General features: G+C 47.8%; 21 protein-coding genes. 5 read left to right on the top strand and 16 right to left on the bottom strand.

The annotated features are described in order from the left end of the window. Positions 1 to 104: 104 nt before the first annotated feature. The 5 genes from AC4G47_RS04890 to AC4G47_RS04870 all read right to left on the bottom strand — a co-directional run bounded on the left by AC4G47_RS04890 (position 105) and on the right by AC4G47_RS04870 (position 4,974). Positions 105 to 1,322: an ABC transporter permease gene (locus AC4G47_RS04890; RefSeq protein WP_491105015.1), complete on the bottom strand. Its 1,218-nt coding sequence runs from the start codon at positions 1,320 to 1,322 to the stop codon at positions 105 to 107. Between the two features lie 2 nt (positions 1,323 to 1,324). Then, on the bottom strand, positions 1,325 to 2,077 hold the full coding sequence (locus AC4G47_RS04885; protein ID WP_062837910.1) for an ABC transporter ATP-binding protein: 753 nt from the start codon (positions 2,075 to 2,077) through the stop codon (positions 1,325 to 1,327). 27 nt (positions 2,078 to 2,104) lie between these two features. Beyond that, entirely contained in the window at positions 2,105 to 3,478 is a 1,374-nt protein-coding gene (locus AC4G47_RS04880) for a DEAD/DEAH box helicase (RefSeq protein ID WP_491105013.1), read from the bottom strand. A gap of 207 nt (positions 3,479 to 3,685) precedes the next feature. Then, positions 3,686 to 4,459: an SDR family NAD(P)-dependent oxidoreductase gene (locus AC4G47_RS04875; protein WP_458123957.1), complete on the bottom strand. Its 774-nt coding sequence runs from the start codon at positions 4,457 to 4,459 to the stop codon at positions 3,686 to 3,688. A 56-nt stretch (positions 4,460 to 4,515) separates the two neighbouring features. Continuing rightward, positions 4,516 to 4,974, bottom strand: a complete 459-nt coding sequence (locus tag AC4G47_RS04870) for a chemotaxis protein CheX (RefSeq protein WP_458123958.1) — start codon at positions 4,972 to 4,974, stop codon at positions 4,516 to 4,518. Positions 4,975 to 5,430: 456 nt separating this feature from the next. Here AC4G47_RS04870 and AC4G47_RS04865 point away from each other — a divergent pair, with 456 nt between their 5' ends. Continuing rightward, positions 5,431 to 6,333, top strand: a complete 903-nt coding sequence (locus AC4G47_RS04865; protein WP_145325149.1) for a LysR family transcriptional regulator — start codon at positions 5,431 to 5,433, stop codon at positions 6,331 to 6,333. A 30-nt stretch (positions 6,334 to 6,363) separates the two neighbouring features. Then, positions 6,364 to 7,173, top strand: a complete 810-nt coding sequence (locus AC4G47_RS04860; RefSeq protein WP_458123959.1) for a histidinol-phosphatase — start codon at positions 6,364 to 6,366, stop codon at positions 7,171 to 7,173. Positions 7,174 to 7,659: 486 nt separating this feature from the next. Here the strand turns inward: AC4G47_RS04860 and AC4G47_RS04855 are convergent, their stop codons facing one another. From AC4G47_RS04855 to AC4G47_RS04830, 6 genes are all read right to left on the bottom strand, one after another. Further along, on the bottom strand, positions 7,660 to 8,292 hold the full coding sequence (locus tag AC4G47_RS04855) for a GNAT family N-acetyltransferase (protein ID WP_491105009.1): 633 nt from the start codon (positions 8,290 to 8,292) through the stop codon (positions 7,660 to 7,662). 154 nt (positions 8,293 to 8,446) lie between these two features. After that, on the bottom strand, positions 8,447 to 9,178 hold the full coding sequence (locus AC4G47_RS04850; protein WP_491105007.1) for a metallophosphoesterase family protein: 732 nt from the start codon (positions 9,176 to 9,178) through the stop codon (positions 8,447 to 8,449). A 58-nt stretch (positions 9,179 to 9,236) separates the two neighbouring features. Continuing rightward, the gene (locus tag AC4G47_RS04845) at positions 9,237 to 10,211 is read right to left on the bottom strand and encodes a metallophosphoesterase (protein WP_491105005.1); all 975 of its coding nucleotides are present in this window, start codon (positions 10,209 to 10,211) and stop codon (positions 9,237 to 9,239) included. Positions 10,212 to 10,386: 175 nt separating this feature from the next. After that, positions 10,387 to 11,151, bottom strand: a complete 765-nt coding sequence (gene sdhB, locus AC4G47_RS04840) for a succinate dehydrogenase iron-sulfur subunit (RefSeq protein WP_491105003.1) — start codon at positions 11,149 to 11,151, stop codon at positions 10,387 to 10,389. Positions 11,152 to 11,609: 458 nt separating this feature from the next. Beyond that, positions 11,610 to 13,352, bottom strand: a complete 1,743-nt coding sequence (sdhA, locus tag AC4G47_RS04835) for a succinate dehydrogenase flavoprotein subunit (protein ID WP_215075709.1) — start codon at positions 13,350 to 13,352, stop codon at positions 11,610 to 11,612. A gap of 43 nt (positions 13,353 to 13,395) precedes the next feature. Beyond that, positions 13,396 to 14,064, bottom strand: a complete 669-nt coding sequence (locus AC4G47_RS04830) for a succinate dehydrogenase cytochrome b558 subunit (protein WP_062837920.1) — start codon at positions 14,062 to 14,064, stop codon at positions 13,396 to 13,398. 295 nt (positions 14,065 to 14,359) lie between these two features. On the opposite strand from AC4G47_RS04830, the gene AC4G47_RS04825 reads away from it, so the two are divergent. Further along, on the top strand, positions 14,360 to 15,283 hold the full coding sequence (locus AC4G47_RS04825) for a LysR family transcriptional regulator (protein ID WP_491105000.1): 924 nt from the start codon (positions 14,360 to 14,362) through the stop codon (positions 15,281 to 15,283). Between the two features lie 49 nt (positions 15,284 to 15,332). Here AC4G47_RS04825 and AC4G47_RS04820 read toward each other — a convergent pair whose 3' ends face one another. Beyond that, complete coding sequence (locus AC4G47_RS04820) at positions 15,333 to 16,004, bottom strand: potassium channel family protein (protein ID WP_458123964.1); 672 nt, start codon at positions 16,002 to 16,004, stop codon at positions 15,333 to 15,335. A 17-nt stretch (positions 16,005 to 16,021) separates the two neighbouring features. Next, entirely contained in the window at positions 16,022 to 17,341 is a 1,320-nt protein-coding gene (locus AC4G47_RS04815; RefSeq protein ID WP_491106647.1) for a TrkH family potassium uptake protein, read from the bottom strand. Between the two features lie 443 nt (positions 17,342 to 17,784). Between AC4G47_RS04815 and AC4G47_RS04810 the strand changes: the two genes are divergently transcribed. Continuing rightward, positions 17,785 to 19,482, top strand: a complete 1,698-nt coding sequence (locus tag AC4G47_RS04810) for a CPBP family intramembrane glutamic endopeptidase (protein ID WP_458123965.1) — start codon at positions 17,785 to 17,787, stop codon at positions 19,480 to 19,482. Here the strand turns inward: AC4G47_RS04810 and uvrC are convergent. Next, complete coding sequence (gene uvrC / locus AC4G47_RS04805) at positions 19,451 to 21,538, bottom strand: excinuclease ABC subunit UvrC (protein ID WP_491104997.1); 2,088 nt, start codon at positions 21,536 to 21,538, stop codon at positions 19,451 to 19,453. The two genes, AC4G47_RS04810 and uvrC, sit on opposite strands and share 32 nt — an antisense overlap. Before the next feature lie 343 nt (positions 21,539 to 21,881). Then, positions 21,882 to 22,199, bottom strand: coding sequence for a thioredoxin (gene trxA / locus AC4G47_RS04800; protein ID WP_017692451.1), 318 nt, complete (start codon positions 22,197 to 22,199; stop codon positions 21,882 to 21,884). 265 nt (positions 22,200 to 22,464) lie between these two features. Between trxA and AC4G47_RS04795 the strand changes: the two genes are divergently transcribed. Further along, a complete protein-coding gene (locus AC4G47_RS04795) occupies positions 22,465 to 22,620 on the top strand; it encodes a YqzM family protein (protein ID WP_091037832.1) in 156 nt (51 codons plus the stop codon). A gap of 105 nt (positions 22,621 to 22,725) precedes the next feature. Here AC4G47_RS04795 and dnaI read toward each other — a convergent pair whose 3' ends face one another. Further along, on the bottom strand, positions 22,726 to 23,676 hold the full coding sequence (gene dnaI / locus AC4G47_RS04790; protein WP_336764650.1) for a primosomal protein DnaI: 951 nt from the start codon (positions 23,674 to 23,676) through the stop codon (positions 22,726 to 22,728). Positions 23,677 to 23,878 lie beyond the last annotated feature (202 nt).

Below are 23,878 nucleotides of genomic sequence, written 5' to 3'. Positions count from 1 at the left end.
TCCGGGACACAGCCCGGAATACCCTTCTTTGTTAGTTTGATTGGAAGTCACCGTCCACCTCGAACCACCATCTTGGCTGACGAGACGTACGAGGGTACGATGATTTACTCGTCCTCTTCTTCCTTCAACCACTTGTTCCCTTGCGAACGCCGCATGATTACAATCACCAGTATCCCCAGAATAAGTGCCACTCCGGTGATGCTTAGTCCACTCACTCCTGCAGCCAGCATAGGCAGCCACATGAGCAATGCAGCCAGTGCATGCAGATGGAATATGAATCCCAGCACCTGTGAACGACGGCTTTCTCCCGAGATCGGATAAATCATAATCCAGAACGATTCACTATGACTGCGACGCAGCGCACCCAGCTGTACCCCTGCAAGCAACAGGAAGAACAGATACACACCTACACCGAAGTAGCTGCCTGCCGTCCACCAGGATAGTAACATGCCCAGTACAACTAGGCGTAACACGATTGAGAACACTTCGGTTCGAATAAACGTTTTGGTAATGAGATAACGGTAAGCTTTCCCCGCATTCCAGGGAAGACCGCTCCCCAACTTGCTAAGCCAGCGACGCGAACTTACCTTCTGTCCGGATGATGGTACATCCACGAACCAGCCTAACGTCCGCATGACCCTGCCAGCCTGACCCTGCTCCACCTGAATCAGCCGTTCCCACGCTACCCGATGTTTCACCGGTATACGCAAGGCGACGATATAGACGACAGCCAGCAACAGCAGGAACCATACGCTGCGCTGCGGTGGCTGCCATAGCCATGCGCCAACAGCTAGCACTGCCAGAGCCCATCGCAAGAGACGATACCCTCTTGAAGCCCCGACCTGAACCATTCTTAGCTCTTGCCATGCTCCATAACTGGACAACCCTTTCCACAACAGCAGGAATACGATGAACAAGCCAAATGGCCGTGCATCCAGATCTGCTCTGACATAGAGGGGCCACAGTGTAACAAACACCAGCAGCAAGCCCAGACTTTTATAGATGACACCCCGAGCAAAGCTGTTCTTCAAATATTCCTGCATCCGGTATTCCTGTGGTCGCAGGAACACGATATCTGCCGAAAGCAGATATGTACGATAACTGCTAAACAGCACCAGTGGTGCCAGCAGCAACAATGCAATCCAGCGAATCGGGAATCCCGCCGGAATGTTCTGGACAAACGATGTATACCAGGCGGAGAACGCAATGACGAGAAATAAAAAGACCATAGCTACACCGCTCTGGATCACATAACCCAGATAAGGAAGAATTCCGTTCCAGAATCCTGTGCGTCTTTGCTTCCATAGCAGCTTGAGATCCATGCTCAATCCCTGCCTTGTACGAGGGAATAGAACATGTGCTCCAGCGTGGCATCCGATTCCCCGAATTGAGAGCGCAATTCATTCAGCGTCCCTTGAGCAATAACCTGCCCACGGTGCAGAACGATAAAACGGTCACAGTAGTTTTCAATCGTGGACAGAATATGTGAACTCAGCAGGATGGATGATCCCGAAGCTTTCATCTCCAGCATAAAATCAAGCAAGGAGCGAATACCCAATGGATCCAGCCCCAAAAAAGGCTCATCGATGATGTACAGTGGCGGTCCGGCCACAAAAGCACACATGATCATGACCTTCTGTCTCATCCCCTTGGACAGGTGCGTCGACAGACTTGTACTTTTCTCATTCATGCGGAACAATGCCAGCAATTTCTCCGTCCGTTGTTTGAAATCAGCCTCCGACACATTATACGCTCTTGCCGTAAACTCCAGATGCTCCATCACCGTCATCTCGTCATACAGTTCGGGTGATTCCGGTACAAATGCCATCGCCGATTGGTAGATCTGCGCATCCTCGTCCCGCTTCTTGCCCATCACTCGCACTTCACCCTGTTGAGGAGTCATCAAGCCGAGGATGTGTTTCATGGTAGTACTTTTGCCAGCACCGTTTAATCCGATCAGTCCGACCATCTCACCACGTCCGACTTCCAGATCGATACCGTGAAGGACCGGCCGTTTGGCACTATAGCCTCCGCTTAACCCGCTGATTTGCAGAACAGGCGATTGAACGTTTTCCATCTATCCCTGCACCCCTTTCGTCAGATTCTATTCTTCGGAGCGTGGCGTTTTGTCTTTACTCCACTTGGGTGCTCCTTTGTTTTTACGATCCTGGTCGCGCTCCGTACGGCCTGTATTGCCAGTTGGTTTGCTACCTGCTGGACGCGAATTGGAGATTGTAGCTCTGGTTCCCCCATTACGATTGCCCTGACCTGGTTTGCGATCTCTGGACTGTCCTGGTTTTCTGGAGAACGAATGTCCCTCAGGCCGCGTATCCGGACGCGGGTCAGCCTCCAGTACTTTACCGCCAAAGAGTACACGTTCTGGCAGTTCAATTCCGAGTTCGCGTGCGAATTTACGCATAATAAAGATCTGTGTTTCATCCACAATGGACAAAACGATACCCGAGCGTCCCATCCGGCCTGTACGGCCTGCACGGTGAACATAGTGCTCCGAGTCAAAAGCAGGGTCATAGTTAATAACCATTGGCAAGCCTTCGATATCCAATCCTCTGGCAGCAACTTCGCTGGCGATCAGCAACTGAAGTTTACCATTACGGAAGGCAGACAACACGTTGCTACGGGTCACTTTGTCAGCATCCCCGTACAATGCAGCAGCGGATAAGCCCAGATGATTCATTTTTGCTTCCACTTCACCAATATCCTCAGTTGCATTCACAAATACGATTGCCCGATCCGGGTTGTACTGTCTAACCAGACGACGCAGCATGTCAATTTTGTTGCGGTTCTCTTCTACAAAATAAAAATGCTCCAGTCCCGCAGCCGTAGCGCGGTCCGGTTCAATCCCGATCTGAACAGGCTCCTTCATCTCACGCTTCGCGAGTTCAGCCGTATGCTCATCAATGGTTGCTGAGAGGAAAATCAGCTGACGGTCCCGCAATGCGCTCTTGAGTACAAAGTTCACATCACTTACGCCGCCAAGCTGGAATACCTGATCCGCTTCATCAATGACAATGGTGGAAACGTTGTGCATTTTCAGTTTTTTGAGTGTAATCAATTCTTTCAGTCGTCCTGGTGTACCCACAACCAATTGCGGATGCTCACGCAACTTCTCGATCTGACGTTTAGCCGCCGCACCACCAATCAGCCCCAATACGCCAATTTTACGTTCTTCCGCATAACGCTGCGCTTCACGTACAATTTGCATCGCCAACTCTTGCGTAGGTGCAATGATTAGCTTCTGCGTACCTTTGATATCCATTTTGATGGATTGTAACAGTGGCAGCAGATACGCCAGCGTTTTCCCTGTTCCCGTCTGGGATTTGGATACGACATCCCGGCCTTCCAGAATCACCGGTATCGTCTGAGCCTGTACAGGTGAAGGTTCGTTAATGCCATGTTTAGCCAAAAGTGCCTCCAGATCCTGTTCCACGCCAATTGAAGCAAATGTTTGATTCGTCATGTATGTCCATCCTTTTAATTTATTCATTTTGATGCTAGCCCTGCTTGTACGGTATAACCGAAGCCTGTCATCACATTACCTTTCATTATATGCGAAAAAAGCCCGTGTACCAAATCTTATTCCAGAATCATATGTATACACGTCAAAAAAAAGAAAAGCCCCTCGGCGGAGCCTTTCTTTCCGTATATGATGCCCATTATTGCATTTTTACTTCTGATTCATTACACCGTGCGACAATCGATCTGCAAGACGTGGAAACAGTTGGTACAGCCACACGCCAGCAGAAGCAAGTCTTGGCAGGTTCACTTCTTCCTTGCGTTTCTTCATCGCCCGAATCATATGACCGGCAACGTCTTCAGGTTTCAACATCATCCAGCGTACATTGTTCACATAATTGCCGGATGGATCAGCCCTATGGAAAAATGGCGTATCAATCGGACCTGGATTAATCGTTGTCACCGTAACTCCGGTCTTACGCAGCTCCTGACGGAGGGCATTACTGAATCCGAGTACGGCATGTTTGGTAGCCGTATAGGAAGCGGATTTGGCCGTACCAATTTTGCCAGCCATGGAGGCCACGTTCACGATCTGTCCTCTGCCCCGTTCCAGCATCTGCGGCAGTACGGCTTTGGTACAGCGGACAATGCCCATGTAATTGACGTCCATCATCTCATCGAATTCCTGCACAGACATATCCGTCATCGCTGCGAACTTCCCGTAACCTGCGTTGTTCAGCAAAATGTCGATTCGTCCGTATTTATGCAATATTGCATCCACAGCTGCCTGAACTTGCTCACTATTCGTAACATCCAGCGTAAGCAATTCATGCCGCCCTTTCAGCGAGGCACCAATCTCTTCCAGCTTGTCCCGTGAACGGGCAGCCAGAATCGGGATGGCTCCTTCTTCTATCAGTATCTGGGCACAAAGCGCACCGATACCACTCGATGCACCTGTGATAAACACTACCTGATCTTTCAGCATACCCGACGTCCTCCCGTATTAAACACATATTGCCTATTGAGGCGTATGGTTCTATTCTACGAGATCATGACCTGAATATCCATCTCACCAATGCCTTCCATCAGCAAAGGAATGCTCAGTGCTTTCGTTGCACTAAATGTAGTCAGATGTTCGGACTTCATCACTTGTGGAGGTGTAATATCGACCACAACACCCTGGTTCGACAGGATGGTGCTGGCATTACCACTGATCATATTACCGAGTTCCGAAATAGCACTTTTGCTCATTTCATCCATTTCAGTAATGACGAATCCGCCCATCATCGCAGATACAATTTTCAGTGCAACTTGTTCATTGATTCCAAATACAATATTTCCGCTAAGTTGTCCGGTCATTCCGATCACGATCCAGACATGGTCTGCAATGTACTCTACATTCTTCACGCCAAGACTCCCGGTGGAAGGCGAAACCTGGATGAGCTGTTCGAATACGTTCCGTGCCGATTCCAGGAAAGGATTAATCACTTCCGCTTTCACTGTCTATGTCCCCCTCACACTGGGTTATTGGTCACACACCAAAAGTCCCATATTCAATAAATTTATTATACTTTATCACGTACAAGAATTCATTAAGAATTCGTTAAACCATGTGTACTATAATTTATCGTCATCCGTGGGGCAAATGTTTATAGCTGATTCTAGCGAATAAACAGAGCTTTTCTCTTCTTTTGAAGAAAGCTTTTTGATCATTGTGCGTGGCAAAAGGGATTTAGGACTTTATTACTGTTTTCTCACAACTGTAAAAAAATCAAATTCTTGCATTCGCGTTTTTTTCACAGTCTCTTGAACTACTTTTATAGCCGACAATTACCTTCATTGCTCTGCTGTCCTGAATCACCTATAATTTAAGATAACGGAACAATAACCAGTTACGGGATTTCATCGCATCAAACACTACATACCGAAGATACTTTGCCTGCAAGGAGGTCACCTATGAACATAAGCCAACTGGAGACACTAATTACCATTTCCAAAACGATGAGCTTCCGTAAAGCGGGGGAACTTCTGAACTTGACCCAGCCTGCCGTCTCGGCCCAGATCAAAAGTCTGGAGGATGAATTCAGCACCGTTCTTGTGGATCGCAATCAACCCGTTACCCTGACAGACCGTGGGCAGGTATTTCTGGAGCATGCTGAACGGATGCTCGACATCGTTGATGAATTGAAACAGAAATTGTCCGATCTTGACGAAACGCCTCAAGGACATATTGTGCTGGGTACAACGACTTCCATTGCTATTCAGATACTGCCCAGGGTGTTATCCTATTTCCAGGATCAATTCCCGCTCATCAAAACCAGTATCCAATCCCTTCCTTCATCACAGATCTATACCCAGGTCGAAAATGGTCTGGTTGATATCGGTATCGGTTATCTCACGGAGCGCAATCCCAACCTCAATACATCTGTGCTGTACTATGACACATTCGAACTCGTGGTATCTCCTTCCCATCCGCTGGCGAAGAAAAAACATGCTGCTGTGGATGTGCTTCGGAGTACCCCATTGATTCTGCTGTCTCCTGATACTGTAGGACGACGTTTTACGGAAACCATCTTCAAAAAACACAATATTGAACCCAATATTGTGATGGAGTTATCAAGCAGCGAGGAAGTTAAACGAATGGTCGAAATTGATCTTGGAGCAGCTGTTATATCCAAACAATCTGTTGCGCATGAGTTGCGACAAGGTACTCTGCGTATGATACCTTTAAGTGAGTTGGAGGTCAGCCATCCTGTTGGTGTTATCTATAAGTCCAGCAGATACCTTAACTCGGCAATGCAGCAATTCATAAGTGACCTCAAAGGCATGCCGGAAACCCAATTCATCAGTTCAGAATGACAATGAGCCATGAGAAAGGAAGGATTCCATATGAAATTCGATCTTCATACACATCATTTTCGTTGTGGTCACGCTGACGGCAACATCCGCGACTATATAGAGGCAGGTATTGAGGCAGGACTTCAAGCCATCGGCATCTCGGATCATACGCCATACTTTGGCAGTGAGCTTGAGCAGGCGTTTCCCCGGATCGCAATGGGTAAGTCGGAATTGCAACATTATGTGGAAGAAGTCCTTGCTCTAAAAGAAGAGTACGCCGGTAAAATTGATGTGCTGCTCGGCATTGAATCCGACTACTTCCCTCCTCATGCAGAATTGTACCGTACCACGCTGGGACAGTATCCGTTTGACTATATTATTGGTTCAGTTCATCATACCGAGGATGTGAGCATCTTCAACAAAACCCGGTGGAAAGGACTGAGCGATGCTCGCAAAGTTGAAGTGAAAGAGAGCTATTATTCATTGATCCGGCAATCGGCTCGCAGCGGTATGTTCCAGATCCTAGGGCATATTGATGCGATGAAAGGAAACTATCCACCCTTCTCGGAAATTATCGCTGATCAGGCCATTGATGAAACGTTGCAGGTTATTGCAGCATCCAACGTAGCCATCGAAATTAACACTTCAGGCAAAACCAAAATCAGCGGCGGCTGGTATCCCTCAGATGCCATTCTTGAACGGGCCCATCATTACGGAGTGAAGGTGACATTCGGATCGGACGCTCATAAACCCCAGCGGGTTGCAGACGAGCTGGATGACGTTCGTACACGTTTGCTGGAGATCGGATTCACCGACTGGGTGTACTTCAAGCAAAAACAGATGCAGGTTGTATCACTATAAAATATATGGACCATAGAGAAACCCCCACAGCGTGGACAAGCGCGCTGTGGGGGTTTTAGGTTTAATTCTAAATTAAAAATATGATATAAGTTCAACTGAACATCTACACTATAAAACGAAGAGGACAGAAATAACTTGAAGAAGCGAAGCGGTCGCCTAAAAGCTTTCTGAAAGAAAGCTGCATCGAAAGCATACGTTATTATCAGATTTTCCCATTTCAAAATGGGAATCAAACATCTGGGGATAACAGCGGTCGGAAGGTTCTTCTGTCATCGGAGTGTATATGTAAAAATTCCATAGTTAACTTATATGGACAAAAAAAATGAACCCGCTCGCGCGGGTCCCAACAGCATTATCTATTATCAAAAAGGGGGTCATGAGATAAGTTTACCCCCTGTCTGTTAGAGTTCAATTGCAGCTATATTTCATTTGTGTAACAAATGATTGAAGTTCGATTCATTTATGTTTTACTACTCTTACTCTATGTTATTGCGGCTTGTCAGATACCAGGGTTTCCAGGTCTTTTTCCTGAAGCGGACTGACGTATTGTTCCCGGTACATACTGTACACTTTGACATCCATTAAGGATTCAGATGCCTCATCATCCTCATCATGCAGTCCGAATGAGGGAAGACTCCGCTCGTAGGACATCCCTATTTTGCTTAACACCCGTTCTGAAGATACATTCGCCTCATAACAACGTGCCTCCACCCTCCATAGATGAAGTTCGGCAAATCCAAACTGCAGCAGCCGCTCTACTGCCTCGGTAGCCACACCCATGCCCCAACAGGATCTGTTCAGGATATAACCAATCTGTGCGGTACCATTCTGATCGTTCCAGTGCTGGAATGACGTAATCCCGATGACCTGTTCTTTACCTCTCCAGCAGATCCCATAATGTAACGAATCCAGCTTGGCGCTGCTGCTCCGTATCTGGTTCAATAACCGTCTCGCCCTGATCGGTGTGGGCTGGCTTCCCCTATTCACATATCGAATGACCTGAGGATCGGAAAAGAGTTCCGATAATGTGCTGTAATCACTTTGACGCAATGATCGCAGGACAAGACGCTCTGTCCACAAAGCCGGCAGGCCTTGAACCAGCATTTTTCGGGTAAGCATGACAATCGCTCCTTTTGCCTAAACGGGCTCTAGTCCGGTAAGACAAGCATGCTCTGAAGATGATCCGGCATAATATCATTTGAACTGATCCACGAACTTTAGTATTCGCAATTTGCATCATTCGATTCCTATCGCTAGAGCGGAAAGGTGCTGGCTATTCTTGCAACCCGCGATAAATCCCGGTACTTATCTCACGAATATAGTAATCCAGTGCAGGAACATTCGCCGACTGTGCGACCTGAACTTCTCGCTCAATATCATAAGGCACCCGCACAAATTGAACATTGAACGGGGTATTATTATCGTTGCTGTCTTCGCCTTCCAAGATACAGTAAGAAGCCTGCGGAAGATCGAGCGGATTACCGACACTGCCTGCATTAAACAGCAACTTGCCATTCATGTACTGCAAGTATGCGTTATGCACATCCCCATATCCCACGACATCCGCAATACCTTGCTCTGGCTCATCAGCCGGGGGATCGAACATCGCTAACCTCTTTTCCATAGCGTCCCAAGGCTGTACACGATGGTATACACTTTGAGGCGAAGCATGGACAAGGCGGATGGTGCGACCACTCAGCTGAAACTGATGACTGAAGGGTAGACTCCCCAAGTACGCCAATCGTTTCTCACCCAACCGTTCTGCTTGCCAGGTGAAGTTCTCATTGTCATGGTTAACTGCGACCAGTTCATCCCAATTGCCGCGGATGACAAGTTCGCACGTCTCTTGCACCCGATCGACAACCTGCACCGGTTCTGGTCCCTTGCCCACGAGGTCACCAAGACAAAAGATTCGCTCCACGCCACGACTTCGGATATCTTTTAGCACTGCTTCCCAGGCAGTCATGTTGCCATGAATGTCGGATACAACCGCAATTCGTTCCATCTGGATAACCTCCATTCATGTTGAATCCTTTATGTTTCTCACTCATTTTCTATTCCTTTTATGTGGTTAACCCTTTAAGCTCAAACACCGTTAATTCTGGTCTGCACAGAAAACGAATGGGCAGTTGAGTCATGCCAAAACCACGATTCACATACACCGGCATCTGTGTCTGGGTGGAGTAATATACCCCCTGTACATCCGTGTAATACAACCCCTGTACATACTTGTGTGAACCTCGCGGAGTCGTCACTGCCCCGATCCAGGGGAAACGCACCTGTCCGCCATGGCTATGACCGGAAAGCTGCAATCCGAAACCATAGGGAGTGGCAATGTCGGCATAATCCGGTTCATGCATGAGCAGTAATTTCCACACATCATGATCCAGTTCCTTGATGGCTTGGGCGGGATCAGGTCTGCCTGTCAGTGCGTCATCCAGACCAACGATGGCCAGACGTTCACCCCCTTGTTCAATCACCACATGTTCGTTCCTTAACAAGGTGAATCCTGCTTCATGAAACATGGTTGCCACTTCATTCTGCTGCCCGCCCCGATAATCATGATTCCCCAAAACAGCAAATTTGCCATACTTGGCTTGCATCGAGGCCAATACCGGAATACATTCACGCATCGGCTCTGATTCCCTCTCGACTATGTCTCCGGTAAAACAAATCAAGTCCGGTTGCTGCTCCTCAATCGTTGCTGCCAGCTTCTTCATCTCTTTCACCCCGGTATGAAAACCAAGATGGGCATCACTGAACTGAACTACTCGCAATCCGTCAAATGCCTTTGGAAACTTCGGAAGTTCCAGCTCCATTCGCTTGATTTCCAGACGATGCGGCTCCCAAAGCCAGGCATAACCTCCTGTAAGCAAACTGGCACCCGCGGTCATCAAAACCATGCGCAATAAGAAACTTCGGCGAGAGGGATCATGATCCTTTTCTTCTCCAGGAAACACAGACTCTTCTGCACCTGGTGCCTTGTGAGAGCGCTGGGACGGCGAGTTGTTTCTGCCCTGACGCGGTGTCTCTGCCATATCTCCCCCTCCTTCTACGCTCTATTTCCATCCCCTTAGTATACCATATTCTGCATGGGCAGCCCGGTTCCTCTGCTTCTTCGTAAAAAGAAGCCGGGATCTCCGGCATGTTGCTGCACGGGATCACGACTTCTTCTAAGTTGCAGATTACACTTCTGCACATGCTATGACGAGATTATACGCCCAACCAGCGTTTAAACATATGCTTGGTCGTTTGTTTGTTCATTTCGGCAATGGAGGTTGTCAGTGGAATACCTTTTGGACAAGATTGCACACAGTTCTGCGAGTTACCACAGCCCTCAATGCCTCCATCTTCCATCAATGCTTCCAGACGATCGTCGGCGTTCATCTCCCCTGTTGGGTGAGCGTTGAACAGACGCACTTGGGACAGTGCTGCTGGACCGATAAAGTCTGTTTTCTCATTGACATTCGGGCATGCCTCCAGACATACACCACATGTCATGCACTTGGACAGCTCATATGCCCACTGACGCTTCTTCTCAGGCATCCGTGGACCTGGACCGAGGTCATAGGTACCATCGATCGGAATCCATGCTTTTACGCGTTTCAGGGCGCTGAACATACGGGTACGGTCGATGACCAGGTCACGTACCACCGGGAATGTCTTCATCGGTTCGATGCGAACGGGCTGTTCGAGCTTGTCGATCAGGGCTGCACACGCTTGACGCGGCTTGCCATTGATGACCATGGAGCAAGCTCCACAGACTTCTTCGAGACAGTTGGAATCCCAGCACACAGGAGCAATGGATTTGCCATCTGTATTGACCGGGTTCCGCTGTATCTCCATCAGGGCGCTGATTACATTCATGTTGGGACGGTACGGAAGCTCAAATTCTTCGTTATACGAAGGTGACTCCGGGCTGTCCTGACGGGTAATGATAAACTTGACGGTTTTGTTGGCTGTAGCTTGTTCCGCCATATCGTTGTCCCCTCCTTTGGTGACGATGATTGGTGTTGCTGATGCGCAAAGTTACTGTTTGGGTGCACGGGTAACGCTTCGTCAGTGGAATGACCTTCTGACCGCTGTTATCCCCGGATTTTTTTGATCAACCCTTTACAGGGTTAAAATCCGGTGATAAAGGCGAAGAGTATGCTTTCGAAGTAGCTTTCTTTCAGAAAGCTTTCAGCTTCGCTTCTTCAGGTCATTTCCACTTCCTTCGCTACGTCGTGCACGCAGGTCACTTTGCTGGAAACTGCACTCCATTCTTGCTGGATAGCAGTATTGAAGTGCTGAAGCATTGCGAAGCGCTTTGCTTCTTTTGGACATTTCCATCACTTGATGGCAGTAACTTTGAAGAAGCTCTGCTTCTCCAAAGTTATCCTGCCTTCTTCGTTCAGGTTTTTAACTATTCATAGCATGAATATTGTGAGATTTACTTAATCCTTGGAGTAGTCCCGGATACGTGGTGGGATCAAGGATACGTCTACTGGCTCGTACGAGATTTTCGGGCCTTCCTTCGACCAGCTTGCGATGGTCGTTTTCAGGAACTCTTCGTCATTACGTTCTGTGAATTCCGGTTTGTAATGCGCGCCGCGGCTTTCGTTACGCAGCAGTGCTCCAAGAGTCATCGCTTCTGCCAATTCAATCATGTTCCACAGTTGGCGAGTGAACGCTGCGCCCGGGTTGTTCCAACCTGAGCTGTCATACATGTTGATTTTGCCATAACGCTCTTTCAATTCCTTGATCTTACCAATCGTGGCTTCAAGCTTGTCGTTGTAGCGTACAACCGTCATGTTGGCTGTCATCCACTCGCCAAGCTCTTTATGAATAACATAGGCATTTTCCGTGCCCTGCATTTTCAAGATACCTTCGTATTTGTCGCTTTGTTGTTTGGTGTGTTTCTCGAATACGGAAGATGGGATATCAGCGGACGATTTTTTGAGTCCTTTGATATATTCAGCCGCTTTCGGTCCAGCCACCATACCACCATAGATCGCGGATACCAGTGAGTTTGCACCCAGACGGTTCGCACCATGGTATTGATATTCACATTCACCAGCTGCAAACAGCCCCGGAATGTTGGTCATTTGATTGTAATCTACCCACATGCCGCCCATGGAATAATGGACTGCCGGGAAGATTTTCATCGGGATTTTACGCGGGTCATCACCCATGAACTTCTCATAGATCTCAATGATTCCGCCGAGTTTAACATCCAGTTCCTTCGGATCTTTGTGCGACAGGTCGAGATAAACCATGTTCTCACCGTTCACACCCAGACCCATGTCCACGCAGACGCTGAAGATTTCACGTGTCGCGATATCACGCGGAACCAGGTTACCGTAAGACGGATATTTTTCTTCAAGGAAGTACCAAGGCTTGCCGTCTTTGTAAGTCCAGATCCGTCCACCTTCACCACGCGCGGATTCGGACATGAGACGCAGCTTGTCATCCCCTGGAATGGCTGTCGGGTGAATCTGAATGAACTCCCCGTTGGCGTAATTTACACCTTGCTGATACACGGCACTTGCCGCTGTACCTGTGTTGATAACCGAGTTGGTCGTTTTACCAAAGATGATACCCGGACCACCACTCGCCAGAATAACCGCTTCTGCCGGGAAGGTCTGTACTTTCATCGTTTTCAGATCCTGAGCTACGATCCCGCGACATACGCCTTCATCATCCAAAACTGCCTGCAGGAATTCCCAGTTCTCATATTTCGTAACCAGACCCGCTGCTTCCCAGCGACGTACCTGTTCGTCTAATGCATAGAGCAATTGTTGCCCTGTTGTCGCTCCGGCAAACGCCGTACGGTGATGCTTTGTGCCCCCGAAACGACGGAAATCAAGCAATCCTTCCGGTGTCCGGTTGAACATGACGCCCATCCGGTCCATCAGGTGAATAATGCCAGGTGCTGCTTCGCACATCGCTTTAACCGGAGGTTGGTTCGCGAGGAAGTCACCGCCGTATACCGTATCGTCAAAGTGTACCCATGGTGAGTCACCCTCACCCTTGGTGTTTACCGCTCCGTTAATTCCGCCTTGTGCGCATACAGAGTGGGATCGTTTAACAGGAACCAGTGAAAATAAATGAACATGGACTCCGGCTTCAGCCGATTTGATCGCCGCCATCAAGCCTGCGAGACCGCCGCCCACAATAATTACATTCGTTGATGCCATTGCTGTTCACTCCCTTATAAGTCAGCATTTATACGCTAAATGCTTAAATTAGAACTGTTTTTACTGCGTCAATCATCGAAGTAGCTGTCTGGAAATCAATGCTCCGGAAAGCAAATAGTGAAGCAATAAACATGATGGAAACAATTGCGAACAAGCTCATACATACGTAAGAGGATACACGCTGCGCACGCGGACCAACTGTAATCCCCCAACTAACGAGGAACGACCACAGACCATTGGCAAAGTGATATGACGCCGCAACCACACTGATCATATATATCGCAAAGGTTATCGGATTCGTCACCGCATCATGTATGACGCCGCCAATCTCTTCATGTGATACATTACCCAGCGCAATCTGCACACGCGTCTCCCATACGTGCCAGATGACGAATACAAATGTAATGATACCGCTTACCCTCTGTAACGTGTAGCGCCAGTTGCGCTCATTGCCGTAACGGCCCACGTTAGGCTTGGCCTGATAGGCAATGTAAAGACCGTAAACGCCATGATAGAACAACGGCAGCCAAATGAGTGTCGCCTCGATCACAATAACAAGAGGCAAACCGTTCAGAAATGCAACGGCACCGTAAAAAGCTTCTTTGCCGCCTTCAACTGCCGTGAAGTTCGTCACCAAGTGCTCGATAAAAAACAGACTGAGCGGAATGACGCCAAGCAAGGAGTGCAGCTTTCTGGAGTAAAACCCTTTCATAAAATGTCGATCCCCTTTCGCTAAATACAACGTTTTCATAAATGATTTCACTTATCATGACACGAATCCTTTTCCATGAAAAGGTTCGACAAATTGTTCCGTTTTCGCCAGGTGTGAACAACTTGTGTCACGATTCATGTTACTCCTTTTTTTCTTATAAGGGAATTGCAATATAATTATTAAATGTTATAACCTATAGGTATAAGCAGTGAAACATTGGGTTTACAGGCCATACAACATGGAAAACGATTAATCAAGGGCAAGAATCACACTCGTAGAAAAGAGGTTGTTGTTCATGTTCGAGGAGTTAAACGCATTTGCGGCGGTCGTGGAGCAGTCCAGCCTGAACCGCGCATCCAAGTTACTGAACTTGTCCCAGCCCGCACTCTCACGCAAAATTGCCAAGTTGGAGGATGAACTCGGGGTTGCCTTGTTCCACCGCCGGGGCAAACGGCTCGAGTTAACCAGTGTGGGCCAGCTCGCCTATACGTTCGCTGTGGAACAGAAGCAGCAGCAACAGAAATTCCTGACCATGCTGGCCCAGTATAAAGACGAAGAACAGAGCACCATTACACTTGGCGCCAGCCTGACGACACTTCAAACCACCTTACCACCTCTGGTTAATGCCTTTATGGAGAAACATCCAAATGCCGAACTGAAACTATTGACGGGGAAAACGCATGAGATTGTCTCTTTTGTGCGTGATAAAAAAGCCGATGTGGGCATTGTCGCCTCCTCCATCAGCGAAGTGGGTCTGAACTGCGTACCGCTATTTGACGATCATCTGGAGCTAGTTGTACCGCTTACGCACCCCTTATCCGGCAAGGAAGCCGGGATGGAGCATATGCAGGATCTGCCGATGATCACGTTCTCCAAAGGCACCTGGTACCGTAAATTAACGGACGACCTCTTTCAACGCTGTGCCGTGATGCCTGACATTCGCATGGAGATTGATTCGTTTGAAGCAATTATCCGACTCTTGCCTTCTGCCAAAGCCGCTGCTCTATTGCCCAAGTCGTATCTCCGTCCACAATTGCTCGCGGACAATGATCTGGTTTCGGTCTATTTGCCGCAACTACAGGAGACCCGAAGAACAACCTGCATGATCTATGGGGACAAAGAAGACCTCAGCGAGACCTCCAGACAGTGGGTCAAGGAGACGGCTGCGCTCTTTACAGCAAAGGCGCCGTTGCCCTCACGGAGGACCACGACGCCTTAGTCTATATCTTAATCCGCCAGGTTACTTCGCCTGGCTTCCATTTTATTTATCAGCTTTCCTGGCTGATAACCTCTTCCTCAAACCGGTCGATGTCTGCATTATTACCGATAATGACCATAATATCCCCCATTTGAAGCGAATCCAGTGCCGTCGGAGCGATAATAACCCCGGCTTCCTTCTGTAACGCTACAATGCTGCAACCAAAACGGACGCGTGCATTCAGGCTCGAAAGCGTTTTGTTGTGCAAACAGCCAGGAACCTTCATCTCGACAATACTGTAATCATTGGAAAGTTCAATGTAGTCCAGCAAATTCGGGGTAACCAGCTGATGTGCAACCCGAATACCCATATCCCGCTCGGGATAGACGACACGATCGATGCCCAGCTTATCCAGCGCTCGACCGTGAAGGACGGATATGGCCTTGGCCACAACGGTCTTGACGCCCAACTCTTTTAACAGGATCGCAGTGAGAATACTTGTCTGTATATCATCCCCGATGGCTACGATACCACAATCGAAATTTCGAATACCCAGGGAGCGCAGCACTTCCTCATCTGTGGCATCGGCTACAACGGCATGGGTAACCAGCTCACTCATGTCTTCGACGACTTCTTCATTTTTATCGATCCCGAGCACCTCGTAGCCGAGTTCCATTAATTCCTGTGCCAGACTAGAGCCAAACCGTCCAAGCCCAATCACCGCAAACTGCTGTGTTTTCATTGTTCTTCACGAACCCCTTATCCAATAATCATTTTGCCTTCCGGATACCTGTATAACTCTTTACCCTTCTTCTGCCCAAGTGCATACGCTAATGTGATCGGCCCAAGCCTTCCTGCAAACATCGTAAAACAGATCAGGAGCTTACCCAATGTGGTCAGCTTCAGCGTTAGTCCGAGTGATAACCCCACGGTGCCAAAGGCCGATGTCGTTTCAAATAAGATCATCATAAAACTGGCGTCTTCTGTGGTACTTAGTGCCATCGTTACGACTATGATGAACAAGAGCGCCAGTAATGTAATCGTAAGCGCCTTGAATATCCGTTCCTGTACGAGCCTGTAGCGGAAAAATACGATGTCCTCCCGTCCACGCATCATGGCGATGACTGCCCCAGCCATAATCATAAATGTCGTCGTTTTGATCCCGCCTCCGGTTGAACCTGGTGAAGCACCGATGAACATTAGAATGATGATGAAGAACTGCGTTGCCTGCCTGAGCCCGGCTATGTCTACCGTATTGGCCCCTGCTGTTCGCGGTGTAACTGACTGGAAGAATGATCCAAGTACTTTACCGCCCCAGTTCAGACCACCGAGCGTCCGGGGATTGCTGAATTCGAATACGAAAATAACAAGTGCACCAAATATAATTAGTAGTCCGGTTGTCAGCAACACCACTTTGGAGTGCAGGGACAACTTTCGCGTTTTGCGATAATCCACAAGATCTGACAACACTACAAACCCGATTCCCCCAGAGACAATCAGGAACATGGCTGTAAAATTCACCAGCGGGTCATATACATATCCGGTCAGACTGCGGAAATCACCAAACATATCAAAACCTGCATTGTTGAACATGGAGATCGCATGCCAGTATCCATAATAAATCGCCTGTCCGACTGGCATGTCGAACGACCAGCGAATGGCAAACAGTGTGCCACATATCCCTTCGAGAATCAGTGAGTAGATCACAACTTTGCGGATCAGCCGGACAATGCCCTCCATCGTACTCTGGTTCATCGCTTCCTGTAGAATCAACCGTTCCCTAAGCGAGATCCGCCGTTTGAACGCAATCGCAACCAATGTGGACATCGTCATGAAGCCCAGTCCGCCAATCTGAATCAGAATTGCGATCACTACCTGACCCAGCATCGAAAAGTGAGTCCCTGTATCCACCACAACCAAACCCGTGACACAGACCGCCGAAGTTGCGGTAAAAAGCGCATCAATAAATGCAAGGCTGTCACCGTTTCGACTGGATGTCGGAAGCATTAACAGCATTGTGCCTACGAATATAATGCCGGCAAACCCTAACACAAGAATACGGGGTGGCGATAGTCGCATCCATTGAACATTCAGTCTCACTTGAGTATCATCCACCTCTGCATAAATGAAAATAACTCCACACCCCATGGAGCCTTCCTTACTTGAAATGCTGTTTCCAAACGTTAAACATGTATGATTCAGGTTAAAACGACATATATAATGAAGTTGGAATATTCTATTCGTTCCCTTGTTGGGTGAAAGACATGCGAATCGTTGCACATTTGCTTCAAAATTATAAGCGCTGCGGCGATTACAGACAAAACGTTTTTTGTGTAAATCGGATCGAATTCAGCCAAAAAGGGAAAAACTCAGATATGGCGACGGATGGATCAGATTCTTTCGGTCCTTTTCATTCATTTTCAAGGATTTACACCTGTTTTCGTTACATGATTGGCATTCGGTGCTTGGCCTGTGCTATGTTTACTTTAATATCCATATTAATAAAGGAGGAACACCATTACATGAATCCCTTAGGGCAGCCTTTGCTACTCAAGGCTAACTTCAAGCGTCTGGGGTTGCTTGCGGCGATCGGCCTGATTCTATTTTTTGTATTTCAGATCTTTCCTGCTACCTCTTCGCAAACAACTGAAATTTCGTCCACATCTTTCATAACCAAGGAGCAGGCGACGCAATCCGCACGATCTTTCGCAGCTTCTGTGGATGACTATACACTGCCAAATGATGCCGGAAACACCCTGGTGACCTACCAGACACATTCCGATATCTACGGGTATATGGCCAAGACCAAACAACTCGATACGTATAATCAGAAGTGGGAAACAACTTATCCTTACGATGTATACCGCGTTCGTTTGCCCGATCAGCACAAAGGCGGTTATCTTAATGTTGACGTACATATGAAAACAGGAAAAGTCGTCGGTTTCAAACGAGAACTGCCTTCTTCGCTCTATACCGCCATTGAAGCGGAGCAGGTCAGTGGACGAGTGACCACATCGCAAGTACTTGCTGAAGGTAATATATCTCTGGACGAGAAACAACAGCTCGCGGCTGGCGTTCTGACCGAATTCGGTTATGAAGTACCGGCCCTTCAACTGGAAACTCGCGATGGTGAAGCTGGACTGAAGTATACGGATTCTGCAAAAGCCATTGGAGACTCCAAGCTTGAACTGAACTTTACTTTTGAAGAGGGTGCGGTACGATCATTCGATCCTGGCTTCTCGGTCCCTGAATCCCATACCGATTATGTGAAGGCTCAAACGCGCCAAGCCAACTGGATGACTTATGGCGGCTATGCATTCCTGACCTTTGTTCTGGGTGTACTCGCTATCATCTATAGCATTCTGACTCGAGCACATACGTCTTTCAAACGCGGGATTATTCTCTCGCTGGTGTATTTCGCAGCTTCGGTAATTGGTACGTTGAACATGATTCCACTCTTTCAGGCACAGGGACTCTCGAGCTTCATGCTAGCGTTCCTGATGTTAATGCAGATGGGAATTACACTGGTCATGAGTGCAACCATCTATCTATCCCTGGTTGCCGGAGACGGCATGTGGCGGAAGATTGGTCTGAACCCATGGCCTCGTGCCAAAGAACCGGGATACGGGAAATATGTACTTCACAGCATGGTTGCTGGTTACCTGTGGGCCTTCATTCTGCTGGGTGTGCAATCCATCCTGTTCTTCATACTGGAGCGGAGCATCGGCACATGGTCAACAACGTCAGCAGATCAATCTACATTTAATATGACCTATGCCTGGCTTTTCCCGATTATGGCCTGGATGGCCGGTATTGGTGAAGAAACCGTCTATCGGCTGTTCGGCATTCGCATGATGCAGAAGATGGTTCGTAACACGTTTATTGCCTGTCTGATCCCAACCATCATTTGGGCACTTGGGCACACATTGTATCCGATCTACCCGGTAATCACCCGTCCCATTGAGCTGGTGGTGATTGGATTACTGTTCAGCCTGATCATGCTGCGTCACGGCTTCATTGCCGTTGTATTCGCGCATGTGATCTTCGATAGCTTGCTGATGGGACTTAGCCTGATCTTTATGGGCGATGCCCTGAATATGGCTGCCGGACTCTTCTGGATTGTACTCCCGGCCATCGTTGGATATGTAGTCTACAGATTCAATCCAAAACAAAAAGAGAAGCCGTATGTTACGACTCCTCATCCCGAAGTGCTGCAATAATCTGATTTGCCAGTTTGTCACCAATAGATAGAGGCCGGAAGTCTTCGACGCTGGCCTCTTTTATTTTGCGCAAAGAGCCAAAATGCTTCAACAGCAGCTTACGCCGCTTCTCTCCGATACCCGGAATGGCATCCAAACGTGACGTGACCATCGATTTGCCACGCTGTTCACGGTGGAACGAGATGGCAAAACGGTGGACCTCTTCCTGTATCCGCTGCAACAGGTAGAATTCCTGACTATCCCGAGGCAGGGAGATGACTTCCGGTGGATTACCGATCATCAACTGTGAAGTCTTATGCTTCGCATCCTTCACCAGACCACATACCGGAATAAACAGCCCCAACTCATTTTCAAGAATATCAACCGCAGCCGAAATCTGTCCTTTACCGCCGTCGACCACAATCAGGTCAGGCTGGGTCAGGTTTTCTTTCAATACCCGCTCGTAACGGCGACGGATGACCTCTCTCATCGTTTCATAATCATCCGGTCCTTCGACCGAACGGACCTTGTACTTCCGATATTCCTTCTTATCCGGTTTACCATCCGTAAATACGATCATGGCAGATACCGGGTTGGTTCCCTGGATATTTGAGTTATCAAACGCTTCAATACGGCGAAGCTGATCCAGTCCAATAAAGCGTCCCAGTCCTTCCGCAGCTTTGGATGTCCGTTCTTCATTTCGCTCAATCAGGCGGAACTTCTCTTCCAGTGCCACACGTGCGTTATCCACGGCCATGGTGATCATCTGACGTTTCAATCCACGTTGCGGAATAAGCACTTTGATCTCCAACCACTCCTGTAATGCAGCAGCAACCTGAGTTGGGTCTTCCAGCCCTGCAGAGAGTTTCTCAGCTGATACAGATGGATCCGTTATGGAAGCGTCCTCTAGCGCACCCTCATTTTGTTCAGCTTCTGTCTCAACGGAACTTCCGTAAGCTGCACGAGTCTCAGCAACCAGTGGCTGGGAAGCAGTACTTTGCTCCACTTGTCCCGTCTGTTCGAGCTCCGCTGTAACAGCGGCAGGTACTGTTCCGTCAGCAACAGATCCCAAATCCTCACTGTCACGATCTGTTGCGAGGTCTTTAGGCATTTCCGGCAACAAAATCTCTTGAGGCAATGCCGGATTATCGCTGTAATACTGCGTCACGTAGGACATGAAGTCACTGTACGCTTCACCGTAAAACGGGAAAGTAGAGACGTGGCGTTCGATCATTTTTCCCTGACGCATATATAGAATCTGGACACACATCCAGCCTTTATCAATGGCAAAACCAAACACATCGCGGTCTCTGGCATCAGCCATCGTAATTTTCTGTTTTTCCATCATCGCATCGATGGCGATCACCTGATCGCGCAATTCCTTGGCACGTTCAAAATAAAGGTCCTCCGCAGCCTCTTGCATCTTTCGCTGCAAATCCTTCTTAATCTCTTCGTGACCACCGCTCAGAAATGAACCAATCTCTTGTGAAATCTGGTCGTACTGTTCCTTCTCCACTTCCTTCACACAAGGGGCAAGACATTGTCCCATGTGATAATACAGGCACACTTCTTTGGGCATTACACCACATTTGCGCAGTGGATACATGCGGTCGAGCAATTTTTTTGTTTGGTGTGCCGCATACGAGTTCGGATAAGGTCCGAAGTATTTGGCTTTATCTTTCAGCACACGCCGGGTTACTTCCAGCCGGGGGTGCTTTTCATTCGTAATTTTAAGATACGGGAATGTCTTGTCATCCTTAAGCAATACGTTATATCGCGGCATATGTTTTTTGATCAGGTTACACTCCAGAATGAGTGCTTCCATGTTACTGCCCGTCACGATATATTCGAAATCACGGATTTCGGACACCAGACGCTGGGTCTTTCCGTTATGACTGCCAATAAAATAAGAGCGTACGCGGTTCTTCAGAACTTTAGCCTTACCTACATAGATAATGGTGCCTTCACTGTTCTTCATCAGGTAACAACCAGACATGTCTGGCAGCAAAGCGAGCTTGTGGCGAATCTGCTCCAATGCCTTCTCCTGATCCTGCAAATCATTAATGAATTGATCCATAATTCGGTGAATCCTCCTTCCCGAAAAAGCTGAAATCCTCACCTTACATGAGATACTCCGACGACAGAATGATCTTTCGATCGCTGTTATCCCCAGATTTTTTCGATTCCCTTTTGAAGGGGAAGATGTGGGGATAAGCGTATGCTTCCGATGAAGCTTTCTTTCAGAAAGCTTTTAGGCGAACACTTCGCTTCTACAGCTCATTTCTGTCTTCTTCGTTAAACATGTAAATTTCCAGTTTCATTTTATATAAATTGTATACTTTATATTGTCCTATAGAAAGGTATTCGACGCAAAACGCCCCCGGCATGTAAACCGGAGGCGTATGTGTAAGCCTGGTAAATTATTGGTGTTTTGCAATGATGCCTTTGAGCGCATCTTTCGAGTTCAGACCAACCACTTTATCTACCGGTTGACCGTCTTTGAAGAAGATCAATGTTGGAATGCTCATTACGCCAAAGCGGGAAGCAGATTCCGGATTTTCATCCACATTAACTTTAGCAATTTTCACTGCATCGCCAACTTCTGTGGACAGCTCTTCCAGGATTGGAGCGAGCATTTTACAAGGACCACACCAAGGCGCCCAGAAATCAACAAGAACCGTTCCTTCGCCTTCTACTTCAGCGTTGAAGGATTGATCGGATACGTTAACAATAGCCATGAAATTGTCCTCCTTATATATACTTACGGTTTATTTTAACCTGTAACGTCGTGAACGACACTTCCAGTATAACACAGGTACGTCAAACTTGTGAATTCAACGCTACAATGTTCATCTTCCCAACATCAAATCTTCACAATTAAAGGATGTGGCATGCCAACTGCAAAATCTTTACAAACGCTTTCTTTTCCAAGTATACTAAAATTACTCCGGGTTTCAGCCCCCACACGGGCAAGCTGTCATTCCCTATAAGGAGGCAATAAACATGGACGCAAATGTGCGAATCAGCGACCCGCGTGAACATGTGAACGAGGAACCCCGCAACGATCTTTTTGATCTGATCGTGGGTGTTGCCGGCATGGCTGGCCTGATGACAGTGATCTTTTTCGGTATGGTGATTTTCAAATTCATCACCGAATAGGATTGCTCAGGCTCACGCAGGGCCAGAAAAGCCCGGTTTTCGCAACCATGCGAAAACCAGGCTTTTTTTGGGACTACTTTAGTCAAAATTCATATAAAATGAACATTAACGTTTGCCGCGCTGATTCTCACCTCGAACGGAGATAACATCCACGAATGGACGAATACGGTCCATTAGACGCTGGCCTTTATTCATTTCCTCGCCGTCCCGGTTGGTAAAGCTAAGGTGTTTTTCCAGCCCATCCAGATTGTAATTGGAGGTATAGAATGTGGGTTTGCGATTCATCCGATAGTTCAGAATGGACCCCATTACATGGTCCCGAACCCATGGGTTCAAGTTCTCTGCACCGATATCGTCAAAGATGAGCAGATCACAACTTTTCAGAATATCCGTCATTTCCTTCAGCTTCTGCCCTTCACTAATCATGGATTTCAGATCCTCCACAAAGTCAGGCATATAGATAATGACACCCGTATGGCCTGCAACCGCCAGTTCATGCAGCAGATAACACATCAGGAACGTCTTGCCTGTCCCGAAAGTTCCTTCGAGGAACAGCCCTTGTGGAGACAATCCGTTTTCCTTGGTCTCCCTAATATACCGAAGCACCTGATTCACTGCCGGAGCACGCATGCGATCCTTGCCCATAATCTCCACATCATTATATCCGGCACTGAGTGCACGCTCGTCCACGTAGAAACTGCGAATTCGTTGCTTGATCACATGTTCATTTTGCCGGGCAGTATGTTTGGAACAAGGTGCTTTTATATCTATGATTTCGGGTTTACCGTTAAAATGTTCTACTTCCAGTTTACAAAAGTGGCCCTGAAAATCGTTAGGGCAGTTGTCGAGTCCCGGACAATTCGCACAGTTCTTTGAGTCTTTGGCGTACTGAAACAGCTTGCTCAGATCGGTCATAAGCTGTGCATCTTTCAGTTCAGGATGACCTGCGCGGAATTCGCGTACGTACGGATCTTCCATCAAATCCGCCGCAATCCGCCGCGATTGCTCACGAAAGGCAGGGTTCAGCTGCTGAAGCAGTCCTCCCAAGGATTCCATGGCTTCAAGCCCCCTTAATGTTTCAATATAGAATGAACAATTGAAGTCGACCTGTGACCATCAAGGATGGGATGGTAACTTTCGATCACTTGCAATTCTACTGTTCATTCTATAGAAAAACAACTAATAACTCAACCGATACATCTGGTAAATAGCGTAACTCTTCTACCACGGGGCGTACTACATGAGCAACTAAAATGTT

This window comes from Paenibacillus sp. Negev47 (assembly GCF_058313655.1).
This window is presented reverse-complemented; position numbering and strand designations above follow the sequence as displayed.

What these genes read in the sequence shown, in the direction of transcription:
- AC4G47_RS04855 (WP_491105009.1), bottom strand. Translation starts at nt 8,292, where the DNA reads ATGCTTACCCGAAAAATGCTGGTTCAAGGCCTGCCGGCTTTGTGGACA.
- AC4G47_RS04815 (WP_491106647.1), bottom strand. Translation starts at nt 17,341, where the DNA reads ATGCGACTATCGCCACCCCGTATTCTTGTGTTAGGGTTTGCCGGCATT.
- AC4G47_RS04890 (WP_491105015.1), bottom strand. Translation starts at nt 1,322, where the DNA reads ATGGATCTCAAGCTGCTATGGAAGCAAAGACGCACAGGATTCTGGAAC.
- AC4G47_RS04875 (WP_458123957.1), bottom strand. Translation starts at nt 4,459, where the DNA reads ATGCTGAAAGATCAGGTAGTGTTTATCACAGGTGCATCGAGTGGTATC.
- dnaI (WP_336764650.1), bottom strand. Translation starts at nt 23,676, where the DNA reads ATGGAATCCTTGGGAGGACTGCTTCAGCAGCTGAACCCTGCCTTTCGT.
- AC4G47_RS04880 (WP_491105013.1), bottom strand. Translation starts at nt 3,478, where the DNA reads ATGACGAATCAAACATTTGCTTCAATTGGCGTGGAACAGGATCTGGAG.
- AC4G47_RS04860 (WP_458123959.1), top strand. Translation starts at nt 6,364, where the DNA reads ATGAAATTCGATCTTCATACACATCATTTTCGTTGTGGTCACGCTGAC.
- AC4G47_RS04845 (WP_491105005.1), bottom strand. Translation starts at nt 10,211, where the DNA reads ATGGCAGAGACACCGCGTCAGGGCAGAAACAACTCGCCGTCCCAGCGC.
- AC4G47_RS04865 (WP_145325149.1), top strand. Translation starts at nt 5,431, where the DNA reads ATGAACATAAGCCAACTGGAGACACTAATTACCATTTCCAAAACGATG.
- AC4G47_RS04795 (WP_091037832.1), top strand. Translation starts at nt 22,465, where the DNA reads ATGGACGCAAATGTGCGAATCAGCGACCCGCGTGAACATGTGAACGAG.
- AC4G47_RS04810 (WP_458123965.1), top strand. Translation starts at nt 17,785, where the DNA reads ATGAATCCCTTAGGGCAGCCTTTGCTACTCAAGGCTAACTTCAAGCGT.
- AC4G47_RS04825 (WP_491105000.1), top strand. Translation starts at nt 14,360, where the DNA reads ATGTTCGAGGAGTTAAACGCATTTGCGGCGGTCGTGGAGCAGTCCAGC.
- uvrC (WP_491104997.1), bottom strand. Translation starts at nt 21,538, where the DNA reads ATGGATCAATTCATTAATGATTTGCAGGATCAGGAGAAGGCATTGGAG.
- trxA (WP_017692451.1), bottom strand. Translation starts at nt 22,199, where the DNA reads ATGGCTATTGTTAACGTATCCGATCAATCCTTCAACGCTGAAGTAGAA.
- AC4G47_RS04830 (WP_062837920.1), bottom strand. Translation starts at nt 14,064, where the DNA reads ATGAAAGGGTTTTACTCCAGAAAGCTGCACTCCTTGCTTGGCGTCATT.
- sdhB (WP_491105003.1), bottom strand. Translation starts at nt 11,151, where the DNA reads ATGGCGGAACAAGCTACAGCCAACAAAACCGTCAAGTTTATCATTACC.
- AC4G47_RS04850 (WP_491105007.1), bottom strand. Translation starts at nt 9,178, where the DNA reads ATGGAACGAATTGCGGTTGTATCCGACATTCATGGCAACATGACTGCC.
- AC4G47_RS04820 (WP_458123964.1), bottom strand. Translation starts at nt 16,004, where the DNA reads ATGAAAACACAGCAGTTTGCGGTGATTGGGCTTGGACGGTTTGGCTCT.
- AC4G47_RS04885 (WP_062837910.1), bottom strand. Translation starts at nt 2,077, where the DNA reads ATGGAAAACGTTCAATCGCCTGTTCTGCAAATCAGCGGGTTAAGCGGA.
- sdhA (WP_215075709.1), bottom strand. Translation starts at nt 13,352, where the DNA reads ATGGCATCAACGAATGTAATTATTGTGGGCGGCGGTCTCGCAGGCTTG.